This window comes from Mycolicibacterium sp. XJ662, from assembly GCF_053484035.1.
The window spans coordinates 387,980-410,124 of sequence record NZ_JBEFTL010000001.1; the positions used below are offsets into that span (position 1 = coordinate 387,980).

Sequence of the window (22,145 nt, forward strand, 5' to 3'; positions counted from 1 at the left end):
GAAATGGCCATGGCCCCAGACGCAGATGGTCCATTTGGTCGACGCGATCTGAGCCGTCGAATTTCTAACTTGTCAATCATGACCCAGCAAGTTGATTACCGTGCCCTGCGGCGCACAGAAGCCGAGAACTACCAGCGTCACTTCGCCCCGCTTATCCCGGGGCCGTTGGCCGCAGATCTTGTCGAGATCGCTGCCCCCGAATCTGGCGAGTACGTCGTGGATGTCGCGTGCGGCACCGGAGTTCTCACCCGATTGGTCGCAGAACGCGTCGGCGCGGGCGGAAGAGTGGTCGGGGTGGACCTCACACCGGAAATGCTGCAGGTTGCCCGCGAGACTCCCGCGCCACCGGGCGCCACGATCGACTGGCGGGAGGCGAGCGCCGAGGCTCTGCCGCTTGCCGACGAGTCCTACGACCTGGTGCTGTGTCAGCTCGGTGTGATGTTTTTTCCGAACCGGACCGCAGCCGTGCGGGAGATGCATCGCGTGTTGTCACCAGGCGGGCGTATCGCAATCAACGTGCCGGCAACCATGCCGGCCGTCTTCGAAATTATGGTTGAGGCGCTTGGTCGCCACGTCGATCCCGGCCTGCCCGGTTTCCTACGAACGATCTTCTCTGTGAGCGAGACCGAGCTTCACAAGCTGGTGAACGACAGCGGATTCCGAGACGTATCCATCACTACCGCTACGAGAACATTTTGCTTGTCGAAGCCGAAAGATTTTCTTTGGCAGTATATTTCAGCGACACCCACCTCGGGGCTCGTTGCAGCCGCAGACGATGACCGCCGACAACACTTCGAGGACGACATCCTAGCGCGCTGGCAGCGGTTTGTCGATCACGAGCGTCTGGTCACCGAGCTGGCGGTCGCGACGGCAGCGGCCCGAAAGTAGGTGGCACTCATGACATCCCTACTCGATTGCCGCCGGGCAATTTTGGCCAATGTCGGCGCCGCCGCATTGTTGGCAACGACCGCGCTACTCGGGACCACAACTGGCACACTCGGGGACCCCGCCACCGCATGCGCCAAACCCAAAATGGATGATGAGCTGTTTTCGTGGTGTGTGGACGCGGTTTTTGACCAGTATAGGAGAGGACGCATCACCAAGGAGCAGCGCAAAGAGAAGGTAGTTGATTGCTGCTACGCAGCCGGGGGTGAGTGCACCTTCGAGAACGACGACCCCGACATGCTGTGTGCCTGCCACGCTCCCGAGGAGCCCGCCGAGGGTCCGCGAATACCCCAGGCGCCGGGACCGACCGAGGCGACACAGGTTCCGCCGCCACCGCCGCCAGGCCGGCCGGTAGTCACGCTCCCGAGTGTGCCGCCGGTGCAAACACGTTGACGGCTAGCGGTCCTCCAACAGCCGCAGAAGATATGCGCCGTAGCCGGATTTGAGCAGCGCATAACCCCGCGCGGCTAACTGCTCGTCGTCGATGTAGCCGACCCGCCACGCGACCTCCTCGGGCACGCTGATCTTCAAACCCTGGCGACGCTCGATGGTGCGCACGTAGTCGCAGGCATCCAACAGCGAGTCGAACGTCCCGGTGTCCAGCCAGGCGGTGCCGCGCGGCAGCACCTCGACCTTCAGCCTGCCCTGGTTGAGGTAGGTCTGGTTGATCTCGGTTATTTCGTATTCACCTCGGGCAGAAGGTTTCAGCGACCGTGCGATGTCGATGACGTCGTTGTCATAGAAGTACAGGCCGGGCACCGCGTAGTGCGATTTCGGTGTGGCGGGCTTTTCCTCCAGCGACAGCGCGGTGCCGTCGTCGGCGAACTCGATCACACCGTAGGCCGACGGGTTCGATACCCGGTACGCGAAAATTGCTCCGCCGCTGATGTTTTGGAATCGGCGCAAGCCGGTGCCCAGATCGGGGCCGTAGAAGATGTTGTCGCCCAACACCAGTGCCACCGAACCGGTGCCGATGTGGTCTGCTCCGATGACGAATGCCTGCGCCAGGCCGTCGGGCTGCTGTTGCACCGCGTAGGTGATGTTGATGCCGAAATGTGAACCGTCGCTGAGCAATCGGTGGAACGCGGGCGCGTCGTCGGGTGTGGTGATGAGCTGGATGTCGCGGATACCGGCCATCATCAGTGTGGACAGCGGGTAGTAGATCATCGGCTTGTCGTAGACGGGGACCAGCTGCTTGCTGACCCCTATCGTGATCGGGTACAACCGGGTGCCCGATCCGCCGGCGAGAATGATGCCGCGCATCAGCTCTTGAGGTCCTTTTCGGTCAGCTCGGTGGCGGCCAGCGCCGACGCGAGGTCGCCGTGGTGAAACACCGACGTGACGCGGTCGTCGACGACACGGAACGCCGACGCCGACGCCACAGCGTCCGAATCACCGGACAGTTCCTCGGCGACCACGACGCCGTCGTGCACATACAACCGGCCGGTCTCGACCCGTCCGCCGGCCTTCTGCTGCGCCCACTCCCGCAGCGCGACATGGCCCTGGGCGGCTCCGTCGGCGTCACCGATCTCGATGTCGTCGCTGGACAGCGTCGCCAGGGTGTCGAGGTCGCGTTCGTTGAGCGCGTCGTACCAGGCGAGGACGGTGGCGATTTCGGAAGTGCTCATGGTTCGCAACGTACCCAATCTAGAACGGTGTGCGCTGCAGCCAGTCCGCCCACACCGCTTCATCGCCGAAGACCTCGATGCCTGCGTCGGCGACGCTGCGCCGACGTGCGAGTGCCAGCAGCAGGTCCTTGGCCGGACCCCGCAGCGCGACGTCGCCCTTGCCGTGGTCGTGCGTCCAGGTCACGCCGTCCTCGGCGTTGACGACGGTCCATTCGCCGGTCGGTCCGAGGCCGTCGTCGGTGGCATGCAGGTGCAGGGTGCGGCCTCGATCCAGGGGCGGTTCACCTCTGTGGCTGGCCGCGACGGACATCAGCTCGATCCATTCGCTGATGCCGTCGGCGGCCAGATCAACCGGCAGGTTGTAGTCGGCGCCCACCGCCAGTGCGGCGTCGGCGCGGTGCACCACCGCTTCGTGCAACAGCCTGCGGATCCACCACCCGGCCGGGCGCGGGCCCGTGGCCGTCCACACCCGCTCGGAGCCGACCCGGTCGACGGCGGCGAGAACGGCGCGCGGACCGCCGTTCAGCCAGGCGATCGCAGCGTCGGGATCGTCGGGGGGCTTGCCGTCACGTACGTCGCGCGGATCGACCGAAGTCAAGCGGCGCTCGCCGATGATCTGCGCGGCCCACCGGGTTCCGCGTCCGACGTGGCGGAACAGCTGTTTGAACGTCCATTCCGGACAGGTCGGCACGGGCGTTGACGGGTCTGCACTGCGGATCAGTTCCCCGAACGCCCGGGTCTGTTCGAGCAGCGCGGCTCGGAAATCCACGTCCCGAACTTAACCCAATCGCCGCGGCTAGATCGACGAACCGATCGGGGCGCGCGCCTTGCCGAGCGTGACCGGCAGCGACGACCACCCGCGCAGCACCCGGGTCTCGCGGCGGCTGCCCGCACCGGCCAGCCGGGCGTCCGGGAAGCGTTCGAAGAAGGTGCGCAACCCGACCTCGCCTTCGGCGCGGGCCAGCGCGGCGCCCAGGCAGTAATGCCTGCCACCGGAGAACGACAGGTGCTTGCCCGCGTTCTCGCGTTCGATGTCGAAGCGGTGCGGGTCCTCGAAGACGTTCGGATCGCGGTTGGCGCCGGCGAGATACAGGATGATGATCTCGCCGCGCCGTATCCGGGTGCCGGCAATGTCGGTGTCCTTGCGCGCCATTCGCGCGCTGAGTTGTACCGGCGAGTCGAGCCGCAGGATCTCCTCGACGGCGTTGGGCCACAGTTCGGGCCTGGCGGCCAGGGTGTCGAGATGCTGCGGGTTGTCGAGCAGCATGCGAATTCCGTTGCCCAGCAGGTTCACCGTCGTCTCGAAGCCGGCGGCCAGCACCAGACCCGCGGTGCCCAGCAGCTCTTCGTCGTTGAGCCGGCCGCCCTCGTCGCCGGCCTGGATGATCTGGCTCATCAGGTCTTCGCCCGGGTTGCGCCGCAGTTCGGCCAGATGGTCGACGAGCCAGTCGTTGAACCCTTCGATGCCGCGGTTGACCTGGCGGTACATCTGCCATGGCAGCCCGATGTCCAGGCTGGGGGCGCCGAGCTCACCGAACTCCAGAATGTGTGGTCGCGCCTCGTCGGGGACGCCGAGAATGTCGCCGATGATGCTGACCGGGAGCCGCGAGCAGTAGCGCTCGACGATATCGACGGTGCCGGTGGCGCCAGTGGTGTCAGCCATCTCGTCGAGCATCGCGTCGGCCGACTGCTGCACCCGATCACGCAGTGTCGCAACGGCTCTGGTGGTGAACACCGACGACACCAGCTTGCGGTAGCGGGTATGGTCCGGCGGTTCGACCGACAGCATCGACGGCGGTTCCAGCGGATGCAGCAGGTCGGTTTTGGTGCGGTCGGCCACCCACTTCAGCGGTTTGGGCAGGTTGGACCCCATCGCGAAGACCCGGAAGTCGTCGGAGCGCAGCACATCGTTGATGATCTTGTGCTCGACGGTCAGGTAGGCGGCCCTACCACGCACCATCGGACCGCGCGCACGCAGTTCCTCGGTGAACGACGCGGGATCGTTCCGGATGGTGGGATCGGCGATCAGCCTGCCCTGCGGATCGCCGCGCCGGGCAGCCAGGTGGGCGAACATACGCACCACCCCGTGCATGGCCACCCACCGGACCCGCTGTTTGATCGGGCCGTTGCGTCGACGCGGGCGACCGTCGTGCACGATGACACTCCTAAAGTGCTTCCTGCTCAGGTACTTTCGCAGGCGGTTAACTGCAGAATATCAGGAAGCAGTTGTTACCCGATCCGCCCGAACCGCCGCGCCCGGACGGCCCGTTGGAGCCACGCGACCCGGGACCGTAGTCACCTGAACCGCGTGATCCCGGCGATTTGCCCGAGTCGGAGCCGCGCGAACCCGAGCCGTTCTCCCACGGCGGCCACTTCGGGCTGCGCGGCTTGTCGGGCTTCTCCCATGGCGGGTCCCACGGCGACTTGGGCGGCGTCCACGTGGGCGTGGGCGGGTCGTAGGTCGGCCGCGGCGGATACCACGGGTTCTGCTGCCGCGGATACCACATCGGCGGTGGGTTGTACACGGGCGGCGGGATGTACACCGGGGCCGGTGCCGGAGCCACGGGGACCGGCGCCGGGACGGGCGCAGGCGCCGCGGGCGGAGGTGGTGGCGGCGGCGCGGCCGGCGGGGGCGCAGGCGCGGGCGCGGCGGGCGCCTCGACGTAGACCGTGCGCGGCGGGGCCTGCGGAGCCTCCTGCACGACGGGGATCGGGGCCTTGATGGTCTCGGCCGGCGGCGGAGGTGGCGGCGGGGGCGCCTCGACCGGCTGGGCTTCCTGCTGCACGGGCGGTGGCGCGGGGGCGACGGCGCTGGGCACGATCGCGCTCTGCCCCGGGCTGGGGCGCTGGTCGGCGGTCGGGCGGATGCTGACCGCCAACGAAATGACCAGGGCCACCACGCCGACAACGAAGATCGACGTCAGCGCGCTGCCGACGAGCAGGAACGGCTTGCGCTCCTCGCCGACCGGATGGAAGTCGGTCGGCGGTTCGTCACCGTCGAGCAGCGGTGCGGCACCGGCGGCCAACCCGGCGTACGCGCTGCCGGCGGTGGGGCCGTCGGGGTCCTGTGAGTAGGCCAGCCCGACGGTGGACGCTTCGAATGCGGGTGCGTTGGCGGCGGCCAGCGCGGCGCCGCGGGCCAACGCGAGGTCGGGTTCGTCGGGTGCACTGACGGGCAGGCTGACGAGGTGTTCGAGGTGGTTCTTCACCGAGCTGATGTCGACGCCGGAGCCGACGACGAACATGGCCTGCGGCGGCGACTCCTGGTCGTCGACCGCGGCGGCCATCTCGGTCAGCACGGCCATCGCGTCGTCGCTGTGCAGCGTGCGGCTGAGCACCTTGACGACCGACCCGTCGTCGGTCTGCACCACCGACAGCGTCGCGGTGTCGCGATCGATGAAGAACAGCGCGGTGGTGTCGTATCCGACCGCGCGGCCGACCGCCTGGGCCAGTGCCGCGGCGGCGTGGCCGTCGGAAACCAGCATGACGTCGTCGATGCCGCGGGCAGCCAGTTCCTCACGCAGGGCGGCGGCTTCGGTGTGGTCGCTCCAGGTGACGCCGATCGACTTCAGATGGTGCCCGCCGGCTTCGGCGCTCTCCTTGGTACCGAGCACGGCGTCGATCACCTGGCTGGGCGCGCCCGACGTTGCCGAGTCGGGTTCGCCCGTGACGTCGAAGACGTCGTGGTCGACGGTGACGCCGTCGGCCTTCTCCCCTTCGACCAGCACCATGCGGACCGTCGTAGGTGTCATCGACACACCCAATACGATGTCCACGAACCCTCCAAAAAAGTTTGCTACGCTATCAAGGTTTTCGTGTCGCCCTGCAATTCGCAGACACCGGCGACTAGTAGTTCATCGGCAACGGCAGCCTCGGCGTTACATCCCAAAATGCCATTAGCTGATGGCGGTCAAAGTTCGTTCCGGCACTTTGACCCTACTCGGATCAACGTCGGTGCGCGCAAGTCAGTTTCACTCTGCAGCGAGGCAGAAAAAATGCGCCGAAAAGCAGCCTCAGCGCAGGATCAAAGTCAGGTCGACTTGAGGAAGTTCTGATACGACCGCGAGGGCGTCGGGCCGCGCTGGCCCTGGTACTTAGAGCCGACCTTGGCGCTGCCGTAGGGGTGCTCGGCGGGGCTGGTCAGCCGCAGCAGGCAGAGCTGTCCGATCTTCATGCCCGGCCACAAGGTGATCGGCAGGTTGGCGACGTTGGACAGCTCCAGGGTGATGTGCCCGGAAAAGCCGGGGTCGATGAAGCCCGCGGTGGAATGGGTCAACAGGCCGAGGCGGCCCAGCGAGGACTTGCCTTCCAGCCGGCCGGCGAGGTCGTCGGGCAGCGTGCACAACTCCAGCGTCGAGCCGAGCACGAACTCGCCAGGATGCAGCACGAACGGCTCGCCGGGGGCGGCCTGCACCAAGCTGGTGAGCTCGTCCTGCTGAACGGACGGATCGATGTGGGTGTAGCGGGTGTTGTTGAAGACCCGAAACAGGTTGTCCAGGCGCACATCGATGCTCGACGGCTGGATCAGGGTGTCGTCGAACGGGTCGAGGCCCAGCCGCTCGGCGGCGATTTCGGCGCGGATGTCGCGGTCGGAGAGCAGCACGCGACGAGCGTAGCCGCTCGAATGCTAGCCTTCGTGCTCAAACAGGCCGGTGTAGTTCAATGGCAGAACATCAGCTTCCCAAGCTGAGAACGCGGGTTCGATTCCCGTCACCGGCTCCACGATGACCAGCTCAGATGCTGTTCGAACCTTTCGAACGGGCAGCCTTGGTGTCACCAAATGTCACAAGACGGATCAAAGTGCCCTGACGCTCCTCTACGCAGACCCATACAGAGACAAGGGCTACGCGGCATCGTCGCACCCCTGTGGATCACAATGGCGTGCGCGGCGTATCCGGTGCCGCGCAGATTCGCCGCGCCCACTCGGTTACAGCCGGTGAACTCGACGGTGGCGTCGTTCGGTTCGCTGTGGAGATCGGCGAGCAGTTCGAACTTGACGGTCGCTTTCAAACCGTCCGGATCGGGTGCGCCCACTTTCACGCCACCTCACCGAGTCTCATCCACAGGTTTCGAACATTGCTTGTCGTCAGCGTTTCTGCCAGAGGCAGTGGCCGCTGAACTCGATGTTGAAAAGCGAAGGCACGACCCGGATGTCGAGCGGCTGCCCCGGCTCGCCCTCCACAACCTGTGGTGGCCCCACCTCGCCCGCCGCGACGACTGCCGTCTGTTCGGCCCCGCACTGGCCGTCGGTGTCTTGCGGAAAGCCAGTCCAGTTGCCCGACATGATTTCCGGGTTGCGCAACCCTTGCCCACGCAGCCGCAGTTCCGGCCCGTAGCTGAACCAGCGCTCGCTCAACGGGTAAGGCGATTCGTAGAGCTCCCACTGGTAGCTGCCGGCGGACTCGTCGACGCACATCAGCGTGATCGTCTCGTCGGGAAGCCGGGTCAGCGCGTCGACCATGTTCATCGTGCAGGGTGTCCCCGCTTGTGGGACAACGGGATCCGCGGGGGGTTCAGCGTGTGCAACCACCGGCGCGACCAGCACCGCAGCCGGAGCGAGGATCGCCGCTCCCAGCGTCAGCACCAACCGCTGCGCCATGGTTCAAGCCCTCACAAATTGAGCTGGCTGAGGTCAGTTTCCATCAGCACCACGTTGTAGGGGTTCCACATCGACATGTTCCAGTAGAGGAAGTTGTCAGCGTCATCGATCTGGTCGGTACCCGACCACGGGTGGATCATCGGCGCGTAAAGACCCGGGTACTGGCCGGGGGTGGCCAGGGTGATCGGATCTCCCCACGGGCCCTGCGGGGTGTCGGAGGTCCGCATCACCACCCCGGAGCTGTTGGTGTAGACCGCCACATACTTGCCGAGGTATTCGTTGTACTGCACCGACAGTTCGCTGACGTCGCCGCGCGGAATGATGACCGGAATCCCGAACAGTCCGAGCATGTTGTTCGCGAAACTGACCAGACCGAACTGTTCAAAGAAATTGATTACCGGGGCGAAGAAGCCGGTGGGACCGCCGAAGATCGGTGCGGCGGCCGACGGGTTGCCGGTGACCCACCTCGACCCGTTCCAATACTGGTAGGCGCCCAGGTTCTGCACCTGGTCCTCGGCCACCCGGGACACATAGGCCGGACCGAACCGACCAGCCGGCGTGCCGTAGGAGTAGACGTAGCCGTCGGATACGGCCTCGCCGGTTTCGCCGTCGAGGGTCACGCCGTGGACGAACGCGCCCTGCTGGAAGTTGTCGTTCCCGGGAGTGAACGAGTGCCCCCAGGTGCGCAACCAGCCGGACGAGCGGATGGTCGACTGGTCGATCGTCCAGTTCTGGCCGTTGTCATCGGAGAAGGCGATCGCCGAGTAGTTGGTCGTCCACATGCCGGCGGGCCCCCACTGCCGAACCGACATGACGTTGATGTACTGGCGTGCGCCGAGTTCGTTGTCATACGGGACGGCGATGCCCGCGGTCGGGATCATCGTCACTTCGCTGCCAAAGAAAGACGGGATGCCCAGCAGGCCGATGGTGCCCGGGATGCCGAAGATGAGCTGCTTGGAACGGCCGGGGTCACTCAACGGGGAACCGCTGAAGATGTTGGTGACACTGCCGGCCGGCACCGCGAGTCCGTTGGACAGCAGCCGGTCGGCGCTGCGGAACAGGACGTTGTTGCGCCAGTCACCCACCATGCCGGGTTGGCTGAAGGTGTCGCCGAACGCGATCAGAACCTGCCGCTGGTCGCCTTCCAGGCCGTTGTCCCACATGATGCCCAGGTCGGTGCCGTGGATATTGAAGTTGACCAGCGTGTTGTTCGGGCTGGCCGGCCCGGTGACCCAACCGACTTCCCGCGTTTGACCGGTCAGGTTCGTGATGGTGGCCGCGTTCGGGGTCACCGCGGCAGCCGCGGGGTTTATCTGCGCCGTGGCGACCGGGCCGGCATTGCCGACGCTGAGGATCCGGGTGAACGAGCTGACCGCCCGGTCGACTTCCCGACGTGCGGCCGCCAACAGCGCCCACAGCGCCGGCGGGGCGGCCGGTGCCACCGGGGTACTGCTCACCAACGGTCCAAACCCGATCGCGCTCAGGAAACCGGCCACCACGCCCGGCACCGTGCCACGCGCCGGCGGCGTCTCGGGGGCCGACGCGGCCGCCATCATGATCGCCGGGTCTTCCGCTTCGATAGTGCTGTCGCTGACCATGGGCAATTCGAAAGCATCGGGCCCGACGGGGTCGAGACCGTCCTCGTCCACACCGTCAGCGCGGTCGACAAGTTTCTTGAGCGCCTCGGGCGCCACCTCGACGGTTTCCACCTCATTCGGCGTTGGCACCGCGATCCGACTCAGGGCTGCGCCGCTGAGCCGTTCCAACACCCGAGCCGAGTGTGACCTATCCGATGATCGCTTCGACCGGGCTTCCTCGTCCGTCGGGGCCTCGACGGACGGTGCGGGCAGCCGGGTTGGCCGGTCCGCCTCCTCGGTGTCACCGGGTTCGACGGCATCCTGGATTTCGTCGACGTCAACTACTTCTTCGGCGTCGTCTTCCTTCAGCACGTCTTCGGTCAGGACGACTTCGGACTTCTCGGATTCGGCCGTTGTGATCAGGCCGCCCGAACCTCTGGCTTGGCCGGGTTCTGCCGAGCGAAGCGCATCGCGGGTCGTCGACCTGGTCCGAACGGGTCCGGTTTGAGCAGGTGATGCGGCCCGGCTGGATTCCGGGGTCGCGTCGCCGGAGTCGTCCTTGGCCCCCGGCGAAACCTTGGCGCCCACCGCCCCGGACCCCGCATCGGTGCCGGTCTCGGAGCTGGCGCCCGAGGAGGACTGCTCGGAGGACTTCGGCGACGACGACTCCGAACCCGGGCTGGCCGACGCCACTCCGTGGCCGGTAGCGACCGCCGCTCCGAGACCCAGCGCAACCGCCAGTCCACCGACCCGGCCCACGTACGCCGCTGCACCCATCGCTTTCCTCCTAGCACTACCGCCGACCTACGACGGTGCCCTCCCGTTGCGATCCAAAGTATCCCGGGATATGGCACTTCGGTACGATTCGGCAGCAAACTTGGCATCTCGGAGGAATGGGTTCGATTCCCGTCATCGGCTCCACGGGTCCGGGTCGCGCTGGCGGCGAGATTTACAGCAGCTGGTGGGCGTCGGCCATCACCGTCGGGTCGAGTAGTTGGGCGACCGGCGGCAGGTTCGTCTCGCCGGCCGCCATGTAGCTCGGGTACACCTGAGCCTCCACGAACGCCGGGTCGATCATCAGACGGCCGTGTGTCCTCGTGTAGTCAGAGTCGATCAGCGCGTTGTACGCGCGATTGCCCGCCTCGCTGTAGGCGAGGTCGACATTGGGATCCATCGCCTTCAGAAGGGGAAGTACCGCGTTGGGGTCGGCGATGTTGGCGTCGACGCCACCGAGCAGCCCGGCGAAGTAGCGCGTGAGCAGATCGCGGTTGGCATTGACGTAATTCCTCGACGCGAACAGCACACCGCCGTAGGACTTCAACCCGAAATCGGAGTACGGGACCGACTTAGCAGCGATGCCCCTGAGCTGCAACCGAATTGGCTGGTTGGTCACGTAGCACGTAACGACGTCGGCCTCGCCGTCGAGGAGCGGTTGTGCATCGAGGCCCAACGGGACGGCCTGGTAGTCAGACGGCAGGCCGTTGATCCTGAACACCGCGTTGACGCGCGCCTGGTCATCGCTGTTCAGGCCGATCCGCTTTCCGACGAGGTCCCTGGGCGCCGCGATCGGCGTCTCGGCGAGCCATAAGAAGCCGTTCGGCGAGCGCTGGTACATCGCTCCGAGGACGACGAAGTCGGCGCCCTCCCGGTTGGCCTGGATAATCTGCAACTCGTCGCCGGCCACCCCGACGTCGGCCTCGCCGGCCCGCAAGATCTCGGCCACGGGCCGGTCATTGGGAGCGCGGTACACGAACGGAGTGGTCACACCCTGAGCTTCGAAGAGGCCGTTGGTGTCGGCGAGATACCAAGGCGCCCAGCCGACTTCGGGCACCCAGTTGAACGCGGTACGCACAGTCCCGGCCACCGGTGCAGCGGCGGCGACGTTCTGCCCGGTCGCATACGCGGTCAGCAGCGGCGGACCGACAAGTGCACCACCGGCGAGGAGTCCGAGAAATGATCGGCGGGTTGGCATCACGGCCTCGCTTTCGCCGGAAACGGTGTCTGCGGTCGAGCACCTCGCAGCATCCTAAACATGAAAACGCTGGTCGTGATGGCTTTCCGGCATAGCGGACTCCACCGGTTCCTAGCCGGAATGCATCTGACCCTCGCCTCCGTTGGTCATTGACATGACGACCATTCCCGCCAGCCACCTAGATCTGCTCGAGCGTCCGCTGTTCGGCCATCTGGCCACCATCCGTCCCGACGGCACCGCCCAGTCGAATCCGGTCTGGTACCTCTGGGACGGCACGACAGTGCGGTTCTCGTTCTCCACCAAGCAACAGAAACACCGCAACGTCGAAGCCAATCCGTCTGTCGCGCTGTCGATTCACGATCCCGACGAGCCCTATCGCTACCTCGAGGTACGTGGCGTCATCGAGACGGTCGAGCCCGACCCAGATGGCGGCACGTTCTTCATGGAGCTGAACAGCCGCTACACCGGACCGTTCAGCGAGTCGCTCTATCCGGCCGACGGCGCCATTTACACGATGCGCCCGACCGCCACGAGCAAGCAGGGGTAGCTCCACCCGCAAGCCGGTGGCGGCAAACCCCTCCACGGGTTTCGATTCGGACACAACCGAGACTCGGGTGCGCGGCTCACCTCGATTGTGGTGACACGACCGTTAAATTCTGACCCACTATGAACAAGGTCTTGCGCACCCTGGCCACCGTCGTCGCCGCGCCCGCAACCGCGGGTATCGCACTCGCCGCCACGGCGACTGCCGACCCGGCGCTGCTCAACGGCACCTACAGCGAAGTCGACGGCGACTCCATCCTGGTCTTCACCTTCGCGACGACCTGCGGGCCCACCAGCTGTTCCGGCACGGTCGCCAGCAACCAGGGCTGGCAAACCCCCACCGTGTTCTCCGATGGCCGCTGGACCTTCACGGTCTCCAAACCAGGCGGTCTGACCTGCCCCGACGGGAGCTACGAACCGGCGGTGGTGGCGATGTCGGTCGACCCGGTGACCCTGGCCGGCGTGCTGACGTCGGACTCCAACTACGGTTGCGAAGGCGGGGTCGTCACCCACAGCCCATTCCAGCTGCGCAAGGTCGGCTGACCGCTTAGAGAATCCTCCAAGAATCCGCCAAGGACCACGGCTGAGGCTACTTCCAGTCGCCGCGCTTCGCGGCATCGGAACTGGAAGGACTCGCCATGAAACTGCGCGCCATCGGTGCCGTCACCGCCGCCCTGGCCACCGTCGTCATCGGATTCGCGGGCCCGGCCACCGCCACCCCCACACCGGGGATGCACGGCGACCCCGAGATCGGCGCGCAGAACTGGAGTCAGCAGACCTACGACGACTGCGCGATCATGGCGGCGGCCCATTTGATCGGCTTCTTCACCGGTGACACCCCGTCCGAGGAAGAGATCGTCGCGGTGGCGGCGTCGACGCCCAGCGAGGCCCACCCCGGATCGATCTACGTCAAGCCGGCCAACCTCGACGACCCCAACACCGGCGGCGGTACCGACCAAGCCGATATCCCGGTGCTGATGTCGGTGTACGGGCTCAACGCCGTCTATACCAACGACGACCTCGCCGCAGAGACCGGCTTGGACACGGGCATGGCGGCCCTGCAGAACTACCTCGACACCAGCGGAGCCGTCCTGGCCATGGCCGACGCGGACATCCTCTGGAAAGACCCGGGCAACTACGGCAACCACGCCGTCGTCGTCACCGGCCTCGACACCGCAAACGGCATCGTCCACCTCAACGACAGCGGCCCCGAAGACGGCGCCGACGAACAGGTTTCGATCGGCGACTTCGAAAAGGCATGGGGTATGTACGGCCATCAACTCGTCGTGGCGATCGACTGACCCGCGAAACACCCACTCTCACAACTCGATTGGAGACCCTCATGAACACCCAACTCAACGCATTCGTCCGTCGCGGGGCCGTCGTGGCGACCTCGCTCACGCTGTCCGTGTCGGTGCTGCTCGGCGCCGCCGGCGTCGCCTCCGCCGATCCCTACGACGACTACGACGGCGGCTCCTACTCCTACAGCGAGCCGGACTACTCCTACAGCGCACCCGATCCCGCGCCCGTCTACGAGCCGGAGCCGGTCTATGAGGCACCTGAACCGGAGCCGGTCTACGAGGAGGCGCCGGTCTACGAGGTGGCGCCCGAGCCCGAGCCGGTCTACGAGGCCCCGGAGCCCGTTTACGACGCACCCGACGTCGACCCCGGCCTCGAGGACATGTCCGGCTTCGACCTCGGGGACGAACTCCCCGCCGAAGACGACGTGACCGCCCCGACGGTCGACGCCGGTGATGTGCCCGACGCGGACCTGACCGAGGCGGTGCCGACATCCGCGGTGGACCCGGAACCGGCCACGTCGACTGAGGTCACCGAGTTCACCGAGACCGTCCAGTCCTGGAGCGCCACCAGCTCGGTGAGCCAATGGAACTCGCAATGGGTCGGCTACGACCGCTACTACCGGCCCATCATCACCAACCCGTACCGCGCACCGCTGCAGCTCATGTACACCTACGGCAACGCACCGCGCATCGTCACGGTGCCGCCGTTGCAGCGCGTGGCGCTCACCGCGAGCACCCCGGGTGTGTACAACTTCACGGCCGTAACCCGTTCGGATTCGGGTGCGCCGGTGAAGGTTTCGATCGGTAGCTTCTCCGGCGGCGGATACGTGCCCGCACCGGGTCAGCCGGCGCCGCAGAAGCCGCCGCAGCTGCAGACGTTGCACAACGTGCTCGTTCGGATCAAGTACACCAACGAGGCGTCGCAACCGTTCCGGGTCAAGCAACTCACCGATCTGGGCAACGATCCTCAGGTGGGCGCCCGCAAGGTGCTACTCGACGAGGAGACCCCGGCCTGGGGGCAGTGGGCGAAGGCGCCCAACGGGGAGCGGATGTTCGTGATCACCAAATCGCAGGAGCTGCCCGGGATCACTGCCCCGGCCGAAAGCCCGCTGCCGGGCTACGACGTCGCGCTGGTCAACACCGAGGCTGGCCCCGCGAGCTCGTGGACCACGGTGGCGGTGGTGGCAGCCGCCGGCTGCGGCGCCCTCGGGCTCGCCGCTATCGCGTTGTTCCTCTTCCTGAACCGCAGGCGGACGGCAGAGTAACGACGGGCATCGACCCGGTACGGGAAGGTCCGAAAACGGCCTTCTCGTACCGGGTTTTTACATTTCCACCACACCGCGTCCCCACGCCGATAGTCTCGACTCCTCGATTGAAGAGGTGCGAAATGTTCGACCTGCCAAGGACAACCACCCGATTTATCGGCGCAGCCGCAGTCGGCGTCGCGCTCGCCGCAGCTCCCGCAGTGGCCGCGCTCAGCGAAACGCCGGCACAGCCGCTCGCCGAACCCGCGTGTATCGGAGCCGAATCCGTCGTCGACGGCACACCGACGTGCGTCCCCGCGCCCGTCCCGCCGGAGGCGCCCACCGCCGGCATCGGTGCCCCGGTGGACAGCCAGGAGCACGACGCCGGGCATCACTAGGCGCGAGATTGCGTGTAAGGCTGTGGGATCGACGTCAGCACAACCTTGTGTGCAATCTCGACGCTAGGCGCTGATCAGCGCAAGTAGACTTCGTCGCCGTCGGGGAATCCGCCGCCGATCGTGGTGATGTGGACGTGGTCGAAATGCCCATGTCCGGAACCCTGCGCACCATCGGGGGTGTAGTAGACGCCGCGCCAGATCGCGTCCTGCATGCCGAACCGTTTGGCGTTGCGCAACACGTACCAGACGATCTCGTTGCCGAGCGCGATGCCTTCGGCGCTGGTCGGGTTCGGGATCATCACGTCAAGCGCGAGGCCGTTGGGATGCCACCGCAGTGAATCCGGTCGGACACCGCCGATATTGCTTATCTCGGGGAACGCCTCGCTGATGGCACGCGAGGTCAGGATCGTCTTGACCTGCAATCCGCGCTCCGGAGCGATACCGGCGGGCAGCGCGCGGTCGACGATCCGCAGGCGCGAGGCGGCGAACACCTCGCCGGGCGGCGGCGTCGCTTCGGGCTCGTCGACGATGAACGGCGGCGCCGTCGGCGGCGCGGCCACCAACTCGACACAGCACGGCGTCGTGGCCTCGCGGCTGGCTTGGTTCTCGACGGGTGTCACGACGGGTTCGGCGACATCGCGGCTGGTCTCGGCCGGTGAGGGCACATCGCCGCCGACCGCGAAAAGCACCGCGGCAGGGGCGATGAGCGCAGCCACCCCGATCGGCGGCCTCCGTCGCTTTGTGGCTAAGGAATGGCGACCCACGGGCAGGAGCCTATATCAATTCGTTACATTTGCCGCAACCACTGCCACCCCCGCTGAGCGATCGCCCAGTTCAGAGGGGCAAGATCGACCCGTGACCGGAATGCTCGAGAACAAGGTCGTCATCCTCGCCGGGCTCGGCGGCATCGGGAACGGCCTCGCGCGGCGCTTCGCCGACGAGGGCGCGTTGCTGGTCGTCGGGGACCTCGACGAGGACCTGGTGACGCGCGTCGTCGCCGACATCGATCGCTCCGGTGACCGGGTCCGCGGCGCCAGGCTGGACGGCGCCGACGAGGACTCCGTTGCCGCGATCGTGCGGTTGGCCGTAGACACCTTCGGTCGCCTCGACGGCCTGCACGTCAACTTCGCCAACACCGCCGACGCGTACCTTCCCGGCGGTGTCGTCGAGCTGCCGCTCGAGGTGTTCGACGAGGTCATGCGGGTCAACACGAAAGGTTTCGTGATCTGCGCCAAGCACGCGATACCGGCGATGGTCGACAGCGGCGGCGGCTCCATCGTGTTCACCGCCTCGGCCGACGCCTACAACGCGGCCAGCACCCGGGTGTCCTACCAGATGAGCAAGGCCGCCGAGCTCGCGCTGATGCGCCACATCGCCCGCCGGTACGGACCGAAGGGCATCCGCGCCAACGCGATCTCCCCCGGCCTGATCTGGCATTACAAGTTCGACGAGCAGCCGATGCCCGACGGCGTCGTCGAGCAGGCACGCGCCCGTCAGATGATCAAGTCCCGCTTCGGCACCCCCGACGACATCGCCGCGTTGGCCGCGCTGCTGCTCTCCGACGACGGCAGCTTCATCACCGCCCAGACGATCAGCGTCGACGGCGGCGTGACGTTTCGGCCATGAGGGAGTGGATACCGCCGGTGAGCGGACGGGTAACCTCTGAGCCGATCGTCAGCGGGATGGGGGCATGACCATGAACCTCGTGCTGGGTCTATCGATGACTTCCAGCGCTGTTCGTTGGGTGCTGGTCGAAGGAACGACAGGCGAAGGTGACACCGTTTACCGCGGCGCCTGCGCCCTCACCGCGACCGTCGAACCCGAAGATCTGCTGGATGTGGTCCTGTCCGACGAGGTCGACGGTTCCCTGCACGCCATCGGTGTGACCTGGACCAACGACGCCGAAACCGCGGCCTCCGACGTGTTGGACGCGTTGGCCGCGCGGGGGTTCGCCAACGTGATCGCCGTGTCCGACCTCGAGGCCGCCGACGTGCTCGCCGCGGGCCTCGCCGACATCGGCGGATACGACGATCTCGCGGTCTGCGTCGTGGAACCGGACGCGGCGGTGGTCGCAACGGTCAAGCCCGGCGGCGTGACGGTCGACCGGATCGGCGCGGACGTGGCGGAGCTGCCGAGCCGCGTGCTGGCGCCGTCGCAGCTCGACGGCTGGCATCCGGAGGCGGTCTTCGTCCTGGGTTCGGCCGAAGACCTCGGCATGGTCGTGGCCGCCCTCACCGACGCGGTGGAGTGCCCCGTCGTGTCGGCCGCCGATGCGGACGTGGCGCTGGCCCGAGGGGCGGCCCTGGCGTCGGCGCGTGCCGTCAACAACATGGCTCCCGCCGGGCCGAAGGCGCCGCCCAAGGTGGGTGCGTTGGCTTCGGTCCTTGCCGCCGCGGTGCTGACGTTCGTGGTGTCGGTGTCGGTGGCCGTCGTGCTGAGCCTGTCCCCCGGCGCCCCGGACGAGCAGCCGCAGGCCGCCTCGGCGGCAAACCCGGCCGAGGAACCGGCAGGCGCACCCGCGCCGCCGCCGGAGAAGAAGGTGTCGACGCCGGCCGAGGCCCGCCCGGTGCTCGCCCAGACCATGGCCGTCGCGGCTCCGCCGCCGCCCGCAGCGCCCGTCGCCGAACCGGTGTACGACCCGCCCGCATACGTTCCGCCGCCTGCGCCCGCGTATGCGCCGCCACCGGCTCCCGAGGCCGCACCGCCCGCGCCGCCGGCGCCTGCCTATGTCCCGCCACCTGCGCCGGCTTACGTGCCGCCGCCGCAGCAGCCGGCCTACGTTCCCCCGCCCAAGCCGCGGCTGCGTGACCGGATCATCGAGCGCATCCCGATCATCAACCGGTTCCACGAGCCGGAATATCCGTACCCGCGCTGACCGTCAGGGCGCCGGCGGATTTTGATTGTTGGGCACCGGGATCGGAATCGACCCCACGCCCGGCACCACCAAGTGGGTTGTCGTCACCGGCGGAACCGTCGTCGTCGGTGTCGTCGTCGTGGTGGTGGGCGGCGTCGTCGTGGTGGTCGTTGTCGTTGTCGTTGTCGTCGTGGTTGTTGTCGTGGTGGTGGTGGGCGGCGTCGTGGTCGTGGTGACCGCCGTGGTCGACGGCGGCGGAGGAGGTGCCTGGGTGGTCTCGGGTGGCGGCGGCGGGTCGCTGGTCACGGTGACCGTCTCCACGGGCGCGCTCGGCGGGGGCGCGCTGGTGGGCGGCGGCGACGCGGGAGGGCTGGGCGCAGCGGACGTGCGCGGCGCCTCGGGGGTGTTACTGGTGTCGGTCGCGCCGGTCAGCGCGATCGCCACCCCGCCGACGGCGACCAACGCGACGGCGGCGGCCACGCCGACCGCCAGCGCCGGGAGCCGTTGCCAGGTGCGAGGCTGGTCGATCGGCCCCGTCGCCGGAACGTACTGCACCGGAGGCCGCGACGCGGTCATGCCGGTGTCGTAGGACTCCGGGCCGGTGTAGGGCACCGGATCTTCGGCGCTGGCATCGTCCTGCGACCACGCCAGCGCACCGACCGTCGATGGTTCCGACGCGTCGACGTCGACCAGCGGGGCCGGTGCCAACCCGGTTTCGGCATCGGCGACCGCGCTGTAAGCCGCGTGCAGCGCGGCACCGACCGCGGTATCCAGCGCCGGCTGCGGCGTGGTGATCACGGGCGCGCCCGTATGCTCGGCAAGCCGCTGACCGAGCAGCGGGATGCCCGCACCGCCGCCGACCATCGCCACCGCGGACACGTTGATCCAGTCAATCCTGTTGCGCTGCAACGTGTTATCGAGTGCCGCCAGAAATCCGGCGAGCGGTTCGGCGAGCAGCTGCTCCAGCTGCGGCCGCGACACCGAAACCGTCGACCGGTGTCCGGGCAGTTCGGCGACGACCTCGGTCACCTCTTCGGCCGACAGCCGCTCCTTGGCGCGCTGACATTCGTCGCGAAGCTGGGCCAGCGACCCCACCGCGGCGGTGGCCGCGGGGTCGACTTCGCCGACCCGGGTGATCTCCTCGAGCACGAGACGCAGCAGCGCCTGGTCGATCTGGTCACCGGAGAACTCGAGATAGCGGGTGGTCTCGTCGAGCGGTTCGAACCCCGCACCGCCGTTGGCCAACGTGATGCTGGTGCCGCCCCCACCGAAATCCAGCAGGACGACGACGCCCTGCGCGGCGAGTCCGGGGTTGGCTTTCAGCGCGGTCAGTGCGGCGACGGCGTCGGACAGCAGCCGCGCCGGCGCCAGCACGGCGCTGGTGCGCATCGCGTTGCCCAGCGCGTCCAGCGACGCCGGTGTCCAGTGCGCGGGCACGGCGATGGTGATGTCTGCCGGCGGCTCTCCGCTGGCGTGCACCAGCTCCGTCAACGCGTCGACCACCAGTTGTTCGGCCTGATGCGTCGATCCGTCGGCCGCCACCAGGGGCACGGCGTCACCGACGCGGTCGACGAAACCGCTCATCACCGTGCCGTCTGCCTGGGCCAGCACGGCACGTCGTATCACGGGTTGATTGCCGACACGCGCCGCGACCAAGTTCGTCGTCCCGATCGACAACCCCAACGGGTCGCTCATAACGGACCACACGATAGCCGTCGCACCTGCCGAAACCCGTCCGACACTCCGGTCCAACGCCGTTCGGCCGTCACGGTTTTGGACCGACCCGAACGGGTACTACGCAAGCCATGACGTCACTGTGGCTAGCAAACCGCGCCAACCGAGCGACCCCAGCCAATCCGATGGTCGATGCCGACCGATCCGCCGACGTCGTGGTCGTCGGCGCGGGCATCACCGGGTTGATCACCGCTGTCCTGCTGGCAAGGGCCGGCAAGGACGTCCTGGTGCTCGAGGCGCTGTTCCCCGGCGCCGGCGCCACTGGCAACACCACCGCCAAGATTTCCCTGCTGCAGAGCACGAAGATTTCCAAGATCGTCAGCAAGCACGGGGTCAAAAAGGCCAAGCAGTACGTCGACGGCAACCGCGAAGGCCTGGAGTGGCTGATCGGGCACTGCGAGTCGCACGGCATCTCGGTGCAGCGCGAGGACGCCTACACCTACGCGCAGTCCGAAAAGGGGGTGCCGTCGGTGCGCGAGGAGTTGGCGGCCTGCAGGTCCGCCGGCCTCGACGTGTCGTGGGTGGACGAGGCTGATGTGCCGTTCCCGTTCGCAGGTGGGGTGCGGCTGGCCGATCAAGCGCAATTCGATCCGATGCCGCTGCTGGACAGCCTGATCGTCGAACTCGACGAGCGCGGTGGTCGGCTTGCGCAAGGCGTTCGGGTGCAGAAGGTTTCGAACGAAGGCGACGGCCTCAAGCTCAGCGTGCGGACCAACGACGGCGCCGAGTTCGACACGCACGCAAAGCAATGCGTGCTCGCCACGGGCATCCCGATCCTCGACCGTGGCGGGTTCTTCGCGCGCCTGGAGCCGAGCCGCTCGTACTGCATGGCCTATCAGGTGCCCGGCGACATCACCCGCGGTATGTACATCTCCGCCGATTCGCCGACCAGGTCGATCCGGTACGCGCCGACGGCCCAGGGCGACCGGCTGCTGGTCGGCGGCGCCGGTCATCCAGTCGGCCACGAGAAGAGCCCGGCGTCGTCGGTGCAGGAACTCGACGCGTGGGCCAAGACGCACTACCCCGGCGCGATGCAAACCAACTACTGGTCAGCGCAGGACTACACGCCGATCGACCAGCTCCCCTATGTCGGGCCCATCCTGCCCGGCCACGACAAGATCTTCGTCGCAACAGGTTTCGACAAGTGGGGGATGACAAACGGCACGGCGGCAGCGCTGGCGCTGTCGAGCCGCATCCTGGGCGGGCGGATGGACTGGGCCGAGGCCTTTTCCAGCTGGAGCCCCCACGAACTGTCGGGGATTCCCAAAGCCATGCAACTGAACCTCGAAGTGGCGATGTATCTGGCGCGGGGCTGGATCACCCCGGCGACCCGCATGGGCGACCGCACTCCCGACGAGGGCGGCGTGGTCAGCGGTCCCCCATGGGATCTGGAGGCCCGCAGCGTCGTCGACGGCGTTGAGCACAGGGTGTCGCCGGTGTGCCCGCACCTGGGCGGAATCGTCAACTGGAACGACGCCGACGAGGCGTGGGAGTGCCCGCTGCACGGGTCACGGTTCGCGCCCGATGGCACCCTGCTGGAGGGACCGGCGACGCGCAACCTCACTGCGGCGCAGTAGTTTCCGCCTTGTCCGGCACGAGCTTTTTCATCAGTGCCGACCCCGCCACGCCGACGACGATCAGCGCGATCGCAGGGACGTCGGGAAGCGCGTCGCTCACCCATCCGACGATGCCGACGACGGTGACAAACGGTGGGAACCAGTCGAAGGCCGCAGCGATCGACGTCTTTTCTCCGGTGGCGTAGTCCGGGTAGAACTCGGTGAACGACACCGCGAAGATCATCGCGCCGATCGGCAGAATCCATGCCGTCCAGAAGTTGTCGTTGTCGCCCAGCACGGCGTCGCCGTACACGCCGACGACGGCGGAGAACAGGAACGCGGCCGCCCATGCCGCGGAGATGACGTAGTTGATCCGCCGGAAGAGCGGGCTGTCCCAGTGCTCCTGCGGCGTGGTGTCCTTGGCGTACGCCAGCGTGAAGGGTCTGCGGATCAGCAAGGTGATGATCGCGAACGTCGCCAGCGCGACACTGCTCAGCGCGCCGGCCCACAGTTGCAGCCACTCGATGGCGCGGTCGGAGGCCACCAACCCGAGCACGGCGAGAACGCCGAAGTAGGCCACGGTGAACGCTTCCAGAAGGTGAACGCGTACGCCGCGGCGGGCACCCACCCACAGCGTCAGCAGCGACAACGCCAGTGCGACCGAGGCCGCCTCTTCGAAGCGGCCGGGACCGTTGATGATCCCCATCAAGATCCACGGTGCGATCCCCGCCAGGGGCGATCTGACGTACCCGTCGACGAATTTCATGGTGGCACCTTATGCGCCGTGGAGCGGT

General features: G+C 67.2%; 21 protein-coding genes and 1 tRNA gene. 10 read left to right on the forward strand and 12 right to left on the reverse strand.

Features of this window, described 5'->3' with window-relative positions; genetic code table 11:
- The first annotated feature begins 78 nt into the window (after positions 1-78).
- Complete coding sequence (locus ABQE93_RS01805; protein WP_448405553.1) at positions 79-888, forward strand: class I SAM-dependent methyltransferase; 810 nt, start codon at positions 79-81, stop codon at positions 886-888.
- A 453-nt stretch (positions 889-1,341) separates the two neighbouring features.
- On the opposite strand, the gene rfbA is transcribed toward ABQE93_RS01805, so the two are convergent.
- The 6 genes from rfbA to dcd all read right to left on the reverse strand — a co-directional run bounded on the left by rfbA (position 1,342) and on the right by dcd (position 7,176).
- The gene (gene rfbA, locus ABQE93_RS01810) at positions 1,342-2,208 is read right to left on the reverse strand and encodes a glucose-1-phosphate thymidylyltransferase RfbA (RefSeq protein WP_448405555.1); all 867 of its coding nucleotides are present in this window, start codon (positions 2,206-2,208) and stop codon (positions 1,342-1,344) included.
- Positions 2,208-2,573 carry a nuclear transport factor 2 family protein gene (locus ABQE93_RS01815; RefSeq protein ID WP_448405556.1) on the reverse strand — a complete coding sequence of 122 codons (366 nt, stop codon included), beginning with the start codon at positions 2,571-2,573 and terminating at the stop codon, positions 2,208-2,210. Before ABQE93_RS01815 ends, rfbA begins: the two co-directional genes overlap by 1 nt.
- Before the next feature lie 19 nt (positions 2,574-2,592).
- Positions 2,593-3,342 (reverse strand): maleylpyruvate isomerase family mycothiol-dependent enzyme, encoded by a 750-nt coding sequence (locus tag ABQE93_RS01820; RefSeq protein WP_448405557.1) that lies wholly within the window; start codon positions 3,340-3,342, stop codon positions 2,593-2,595.
- Positions 3,343-3,369: 27 nt separating this feature from the next.
- Positions 3,370-4,665, reverse strand: coding sequence for a cytochrome P450 (locus ABQE93_RS01825; protein ID WP_448406487.1), 1,296 nt, complete (start codon positions 4,663-4,665; stop codon positions 3,370-3,372).
- A gap of 109 nt (positions 4,666-4,774) precedes the next feature.
- Positions 4,775-6,349, reverse strand: coding sequence for a DUF7159 family protein (locus ABQE93_RS01830; protein WP_448405558.1), 1,575 nt, complete (start codon positions 6,347-6,349; stop codon positions 4,775-4,777).
- A 254-nt stretch (positions 6,350-6,603) separates the two neighbouring features.
- Positions 6,604-7,176 (reverse strand): dCTP deaminase, encoded by a 573-nt coding sequence (dcd, locus tag ABQE93_RS01835; protein WP_448405559.1) that lies wholly within the window; start codon positions 7,174-7,176, stop codon positions 6,604-6,606.
- Between the two features lie 45 nt (positions 7,177-7,221).
- Between dcd and ABQE93_RS01840 the strand changes: the two genes are divergently transcribed.
- Positions 7,222-7,295 (forward strand) — tRNA-Gly (locus tag ABQE93_RS01840).
- A 364-nt stretch (positions 7,296-7,659) separates the two neighbouring features.
- Here the strand turns inward: ABQE93_RS01840 and ABQE93_RS01845 are convergent.
- The 3 genes from ABQE93_RS01845 to ABQE93_RS01855 form a co-directional block, all read right to left on the reverse strand.
- The gene (locus ABQE93_RS01845) at positions 7,660-8,172 is read right to left on the reverse strand and encodes a hypothetical protein (RefSeq protein ID WP_448405560.1); all 513 of its coding nucleotides are present in this window, start codon (positions 8,170-8,172) and stop codon (positions 7,660-7,662) included.
- A gap of 11 nt (positions 8,173-8,183) precedes the next feature.
- Positions 8,184-10,526: a glycoside hydrolase family 183 protein gene (locus tag ABQE93_RS01850; RefSeq protein ID WP_448405561.1), complete on the reverse strand. Its 2,343-nt coding sequence runs from the start codon at positions 10,524-10,526 to the stop codon at positions 8,184-8,186.
- Between the two features lie 172 nt (positions 10,527-10,698).
- Positions 10,699-11,721, reverse strand: a complete 1,023-nt coding sequence (locus ABQE93_RS01855) for an ABC transporter substrate-binding protein (protein WP_448405562.1) — start codon at positions 11,719-11,721, stop codon at positions 10,699-10,701.
- A 154-nt stretch (positions 11,722-11,875) separates the two neighbouring features.
- Between ABQE93_RS01855 and ABQE93_RS01860 the strand changes: the two genes are divergently transcribed.
- The 5 genes from ABQE93_RS01860 to ABQE93_RS01880 all read left to right on the forward strand — a co-directional run bounded on the left by ABQE93_RS01860 (position 11,876) and on the right by ABQE93_RS01880 (position 15,207).
- Positions 11,876-12,268, forward strand: coding sequence for a PPOX class F420-dependent oxidoreductase (locus ABQE93_RS01860; protein WP_448405563.1), 393 nt, complete (start codon positions 11,876-11,878; stop codon positions 12,266-12,268).
- 119 nt (positions 12,269-12,387) lie between these two features.
- Positions 12,388-12,807 carry a hypothetical protein gene (locus ABQE93_RS01865; RefSeq protein WP_448405564.1) on the forward strand — a complete coding sequence of 140 codons (420 nt, stop codon included), beginning with the start codon at positions 12,388-12,390 and terminating at the stop codon, positions 12,805-12,807.
- 95 nt (positions 12,808-12,902) lie between these two features.
- Positions 12,903-13,565 carry a C39 family peptidase gene (locus ABQE93_RS01870; RefSeq protein ID WP_448405565.1) on the forward strand — a complete coding sequence of 221 codons (663 nt, stop codon included), beginning with the start codon at positions 12,903-12,905 and terminating at the stop codon, positions 13,563-13,565.
- Positions 13,566-13,606: 41 nt separating this feature from the next.
- Positions 13,607-14,830, forward strand: a complete 1,224-nt coding sequence (locus ABQE93_RS01875; protein WP_448405566.1) for a hypothetical protein — start codon at positions 13,607-13,609, stop codon at positions 14,828-14,830.
- Positions 14,831-14,952: 122 nt separating this feature from the next.
- Complete coding sequence (locus ABQE93_RS01880) at positions 14,953-15,207, forward strand: hypothetical protein (protein WP_448405567.1); 255 nt, start codon at positions 14,953-14,955, stop codon at positions 15,205-15,207.
- Between the two features lie 74 nt (positions 15,208-15,281).
- On the opposite strand, the gene ABQE93_RS01885 is transcribed toward ABQE93_RS01880, so the two are convergent.
- Complete coding sequence (locus tag ABQE93_RS01885) at positions 15,282-15,971, reverse strand: VldE C-terminal domain-containing protein (RefSeq protein WP_448405568.1); 690 nt, start codon at positions 15,969-15,971, stop codon at positions 15,282-15,284.
- Between the two features lie 100 nt (positions 15,972-16,071).
- Between ABQE93_RS01885 and ABQE93_RS01890 the strand changes: the two genes are divergently transcribed.
- Positions 16,072-16,833: an SDR family NAD(P)-dependent oxidoreductase gene (locus tag ABQE93_RS01890; protein WP_448406488.1), complete on the forward strand. Its 762-nt coding sequence runs from the start codon at positions 16,072-16,074 to the stop codon at positions 16,831-16,833.
- Between the two features lie 70 nt (positions 16,834-16,903).
- Positions 16,904-18,082: a DUF7159 family protein gene (locus ABQE93_RS01895; RefSeq protein ID WP_448406489.1), complete on the forward strand. Its 1,179-nt coding sequence runs from the start codon at positions 16,904-16,906 to the stop codon at positions 18,080-18,082.
- A gap of 3 nt (positions 18,083-18,085) precedes the next feature.
- On the opposite strand, the gene ABQE93_RS01900 is transcribed toward ABQE93_RS01895, so the two are convergent.
- Positions 18,086-19,756: an Hsp70 family protein gene (locus ABQE93_RS01900; protein ID WP_448405569.1), complete on the reverse strand. Its 1,671-nt coding sequence runs from the start codon at positions 19,754-19,756 to the stop codon at positions 18,086-18,088.
- Positions 19,757-19,866: 110 nt separating this feature from the next.
- Here ABQE93_RS01900 and ABQE93_RS01905 point away from each other — a divergent pair, with 110 nt between their 5' ends.
- Complete coding sequence (locus tag ABQE93_RS01905; protein WP_448405570.1) at positions 19,867-21,372, forward strand: FAD-dependent oxidoreductase; 1,506 nt, start codon at positions 19,867-19,869, stop codon at positions 21,370-21,372.
- Here ABQE93_RS01905 and ABQE93_RS01910 read toward each other — a convergent pair.
- Positions 21,356-22,117: a DUF3159 domain-containing protein gene (locus ABQE93_RS01910; RefSeq protein WP_448405571.1), complete on the reverse strand. Its 762-nt coding sequence runs from the start codon at positions 22,115-22,117 to the stop codon at positions 21,356-21,358. The two genes, ABQE93_RS01905 and ABQE93_RS01910, sit on opposite strands and share 17 nt — an antisense overlap.
- Positions 22,118-22,145 lie beyond the last annotated feature (28 nt).

Bases quoted from the DNA above. Each gene is read 5' to 3' on its own strand.
- ABQE93_RS01805 (WP_448405553.1), top strand. From the start codon at position 79: ATGACCCAGCAAGTTGATTACCGTGCCCTGCGGCGCACAGAAGCCGAG.
- ABQE93_RS01905 (WP_448405570.1), top strand. From the start codon at position 19,867: ATGACGTCACTGTGGCTAGCAAACCGCGCCAACCGAGCGACCCCAGCC.
- ABQE93_RS01815 (WP_448405556.1), bottom strand. From the start codon at position 2,573: ATGAGCACTTCCGAAATCGCCACCGTCCTCGCCTGGTACGACGCGCTC.
- ABQE93_RS01880 (WP_448405567.1), top strand. From the start codon at position 14,953: ATGTTCGACCTGCCAAGGACAACCACCCGATTTATCGGCGCAGCCGCA.
- ABQE93_RS01825 (WP_448406487.1), bottom strand. From the start codon at position 4,665: ATGCACGGGGTGGTGCGTATGTTCGCCCACCTGGCTGCCCGGCGCGGC.
- ABQE93_RS01865 (WP_448405564.1), top strand. From the start codon at position 12,388: ATGAACAAGGTCTTGCGCACCCTGGCCACCGTCGTCGCCGCGCCCGCA.
- ABQE93_RS01870 (WP_448405565.1), top strand. From the start codon at position 12,903: ATGAAACTGCGCGCCATCGGTGCCGTCACCGCCGCCCTGGCCACCGTC.
- ABQE93_RS01845 (WP_448405560.1), bottom strand. From the start codon at position 8,172: ATGGCGCAGCGGTTGGTGCTGACGCTGGGAGCGGCGATCCTCGCTCCG.
- ABQE93_RS01895 (WP_448406489.1), top strand. From the start codon at position 16,904: ATGAACCTCGTGCTGGGTCTATCGATGACTTCCAGCGCTGTTCGTTGG.
- ABQE93_RS01890 (WP_448406488.1), top strand. From the start codon at position 16,072: ATGCTCGAGAACAAGGTCGTCATCCTCGCCGGGCTCGGCGGCATCGGG.
- rfbA (WP_448405555.1), bottom strand. From the start codon at position 2,208: ATGCGCGGCATCATTCTCGCCGGCGGATCGGGCACCCGGTTGTACCCG.
- ABQE93_RS01850 (WP_448405561.1), bottom strand. From the start codon at position 10,526: ATGGGTGCAGCGGCGTACGTGGGCCGGGTCGGTGGACTGGCGGTTGCG.
- ABQE93_RS01860 (WP_448405563.1), top strand. From the start codon at position 11,876: ATGACGACCATTCCCGCCAGCCACCTAGATCTGCTCGAGCGTCCGCTG.
- ABQE93_RS01875 (WP_448405566.1), top strand. From the start codon at position 13,607: ATGAACACCCAACTCAACGCATTCGTCCGTCGCGGGGCCGTCGTGGCG.
- ABQE93_RS01910 (WP_448405571.1), bottom strand. From the start codon at position 22,117: ATGAAATTCGTCGACGGGTACGTCAGATCGCCCCTGGCGGGGATCGCA.
- ABQE93_RS01855 (WP_448405562.1), bottom strand. From the start codon at position 11,721: ATGCCAACCCGCCGATCATTTCTCGGACTCCTCGCCGGTGGTGCACTT.
- ABQE93_RS01900 (WP_448405569.1), bottom strand. From the start codon at position 19,756: ATGAGCGACCCGTTGGGGTTGTCGATCGGGACGACGAACTTGGTCGCG.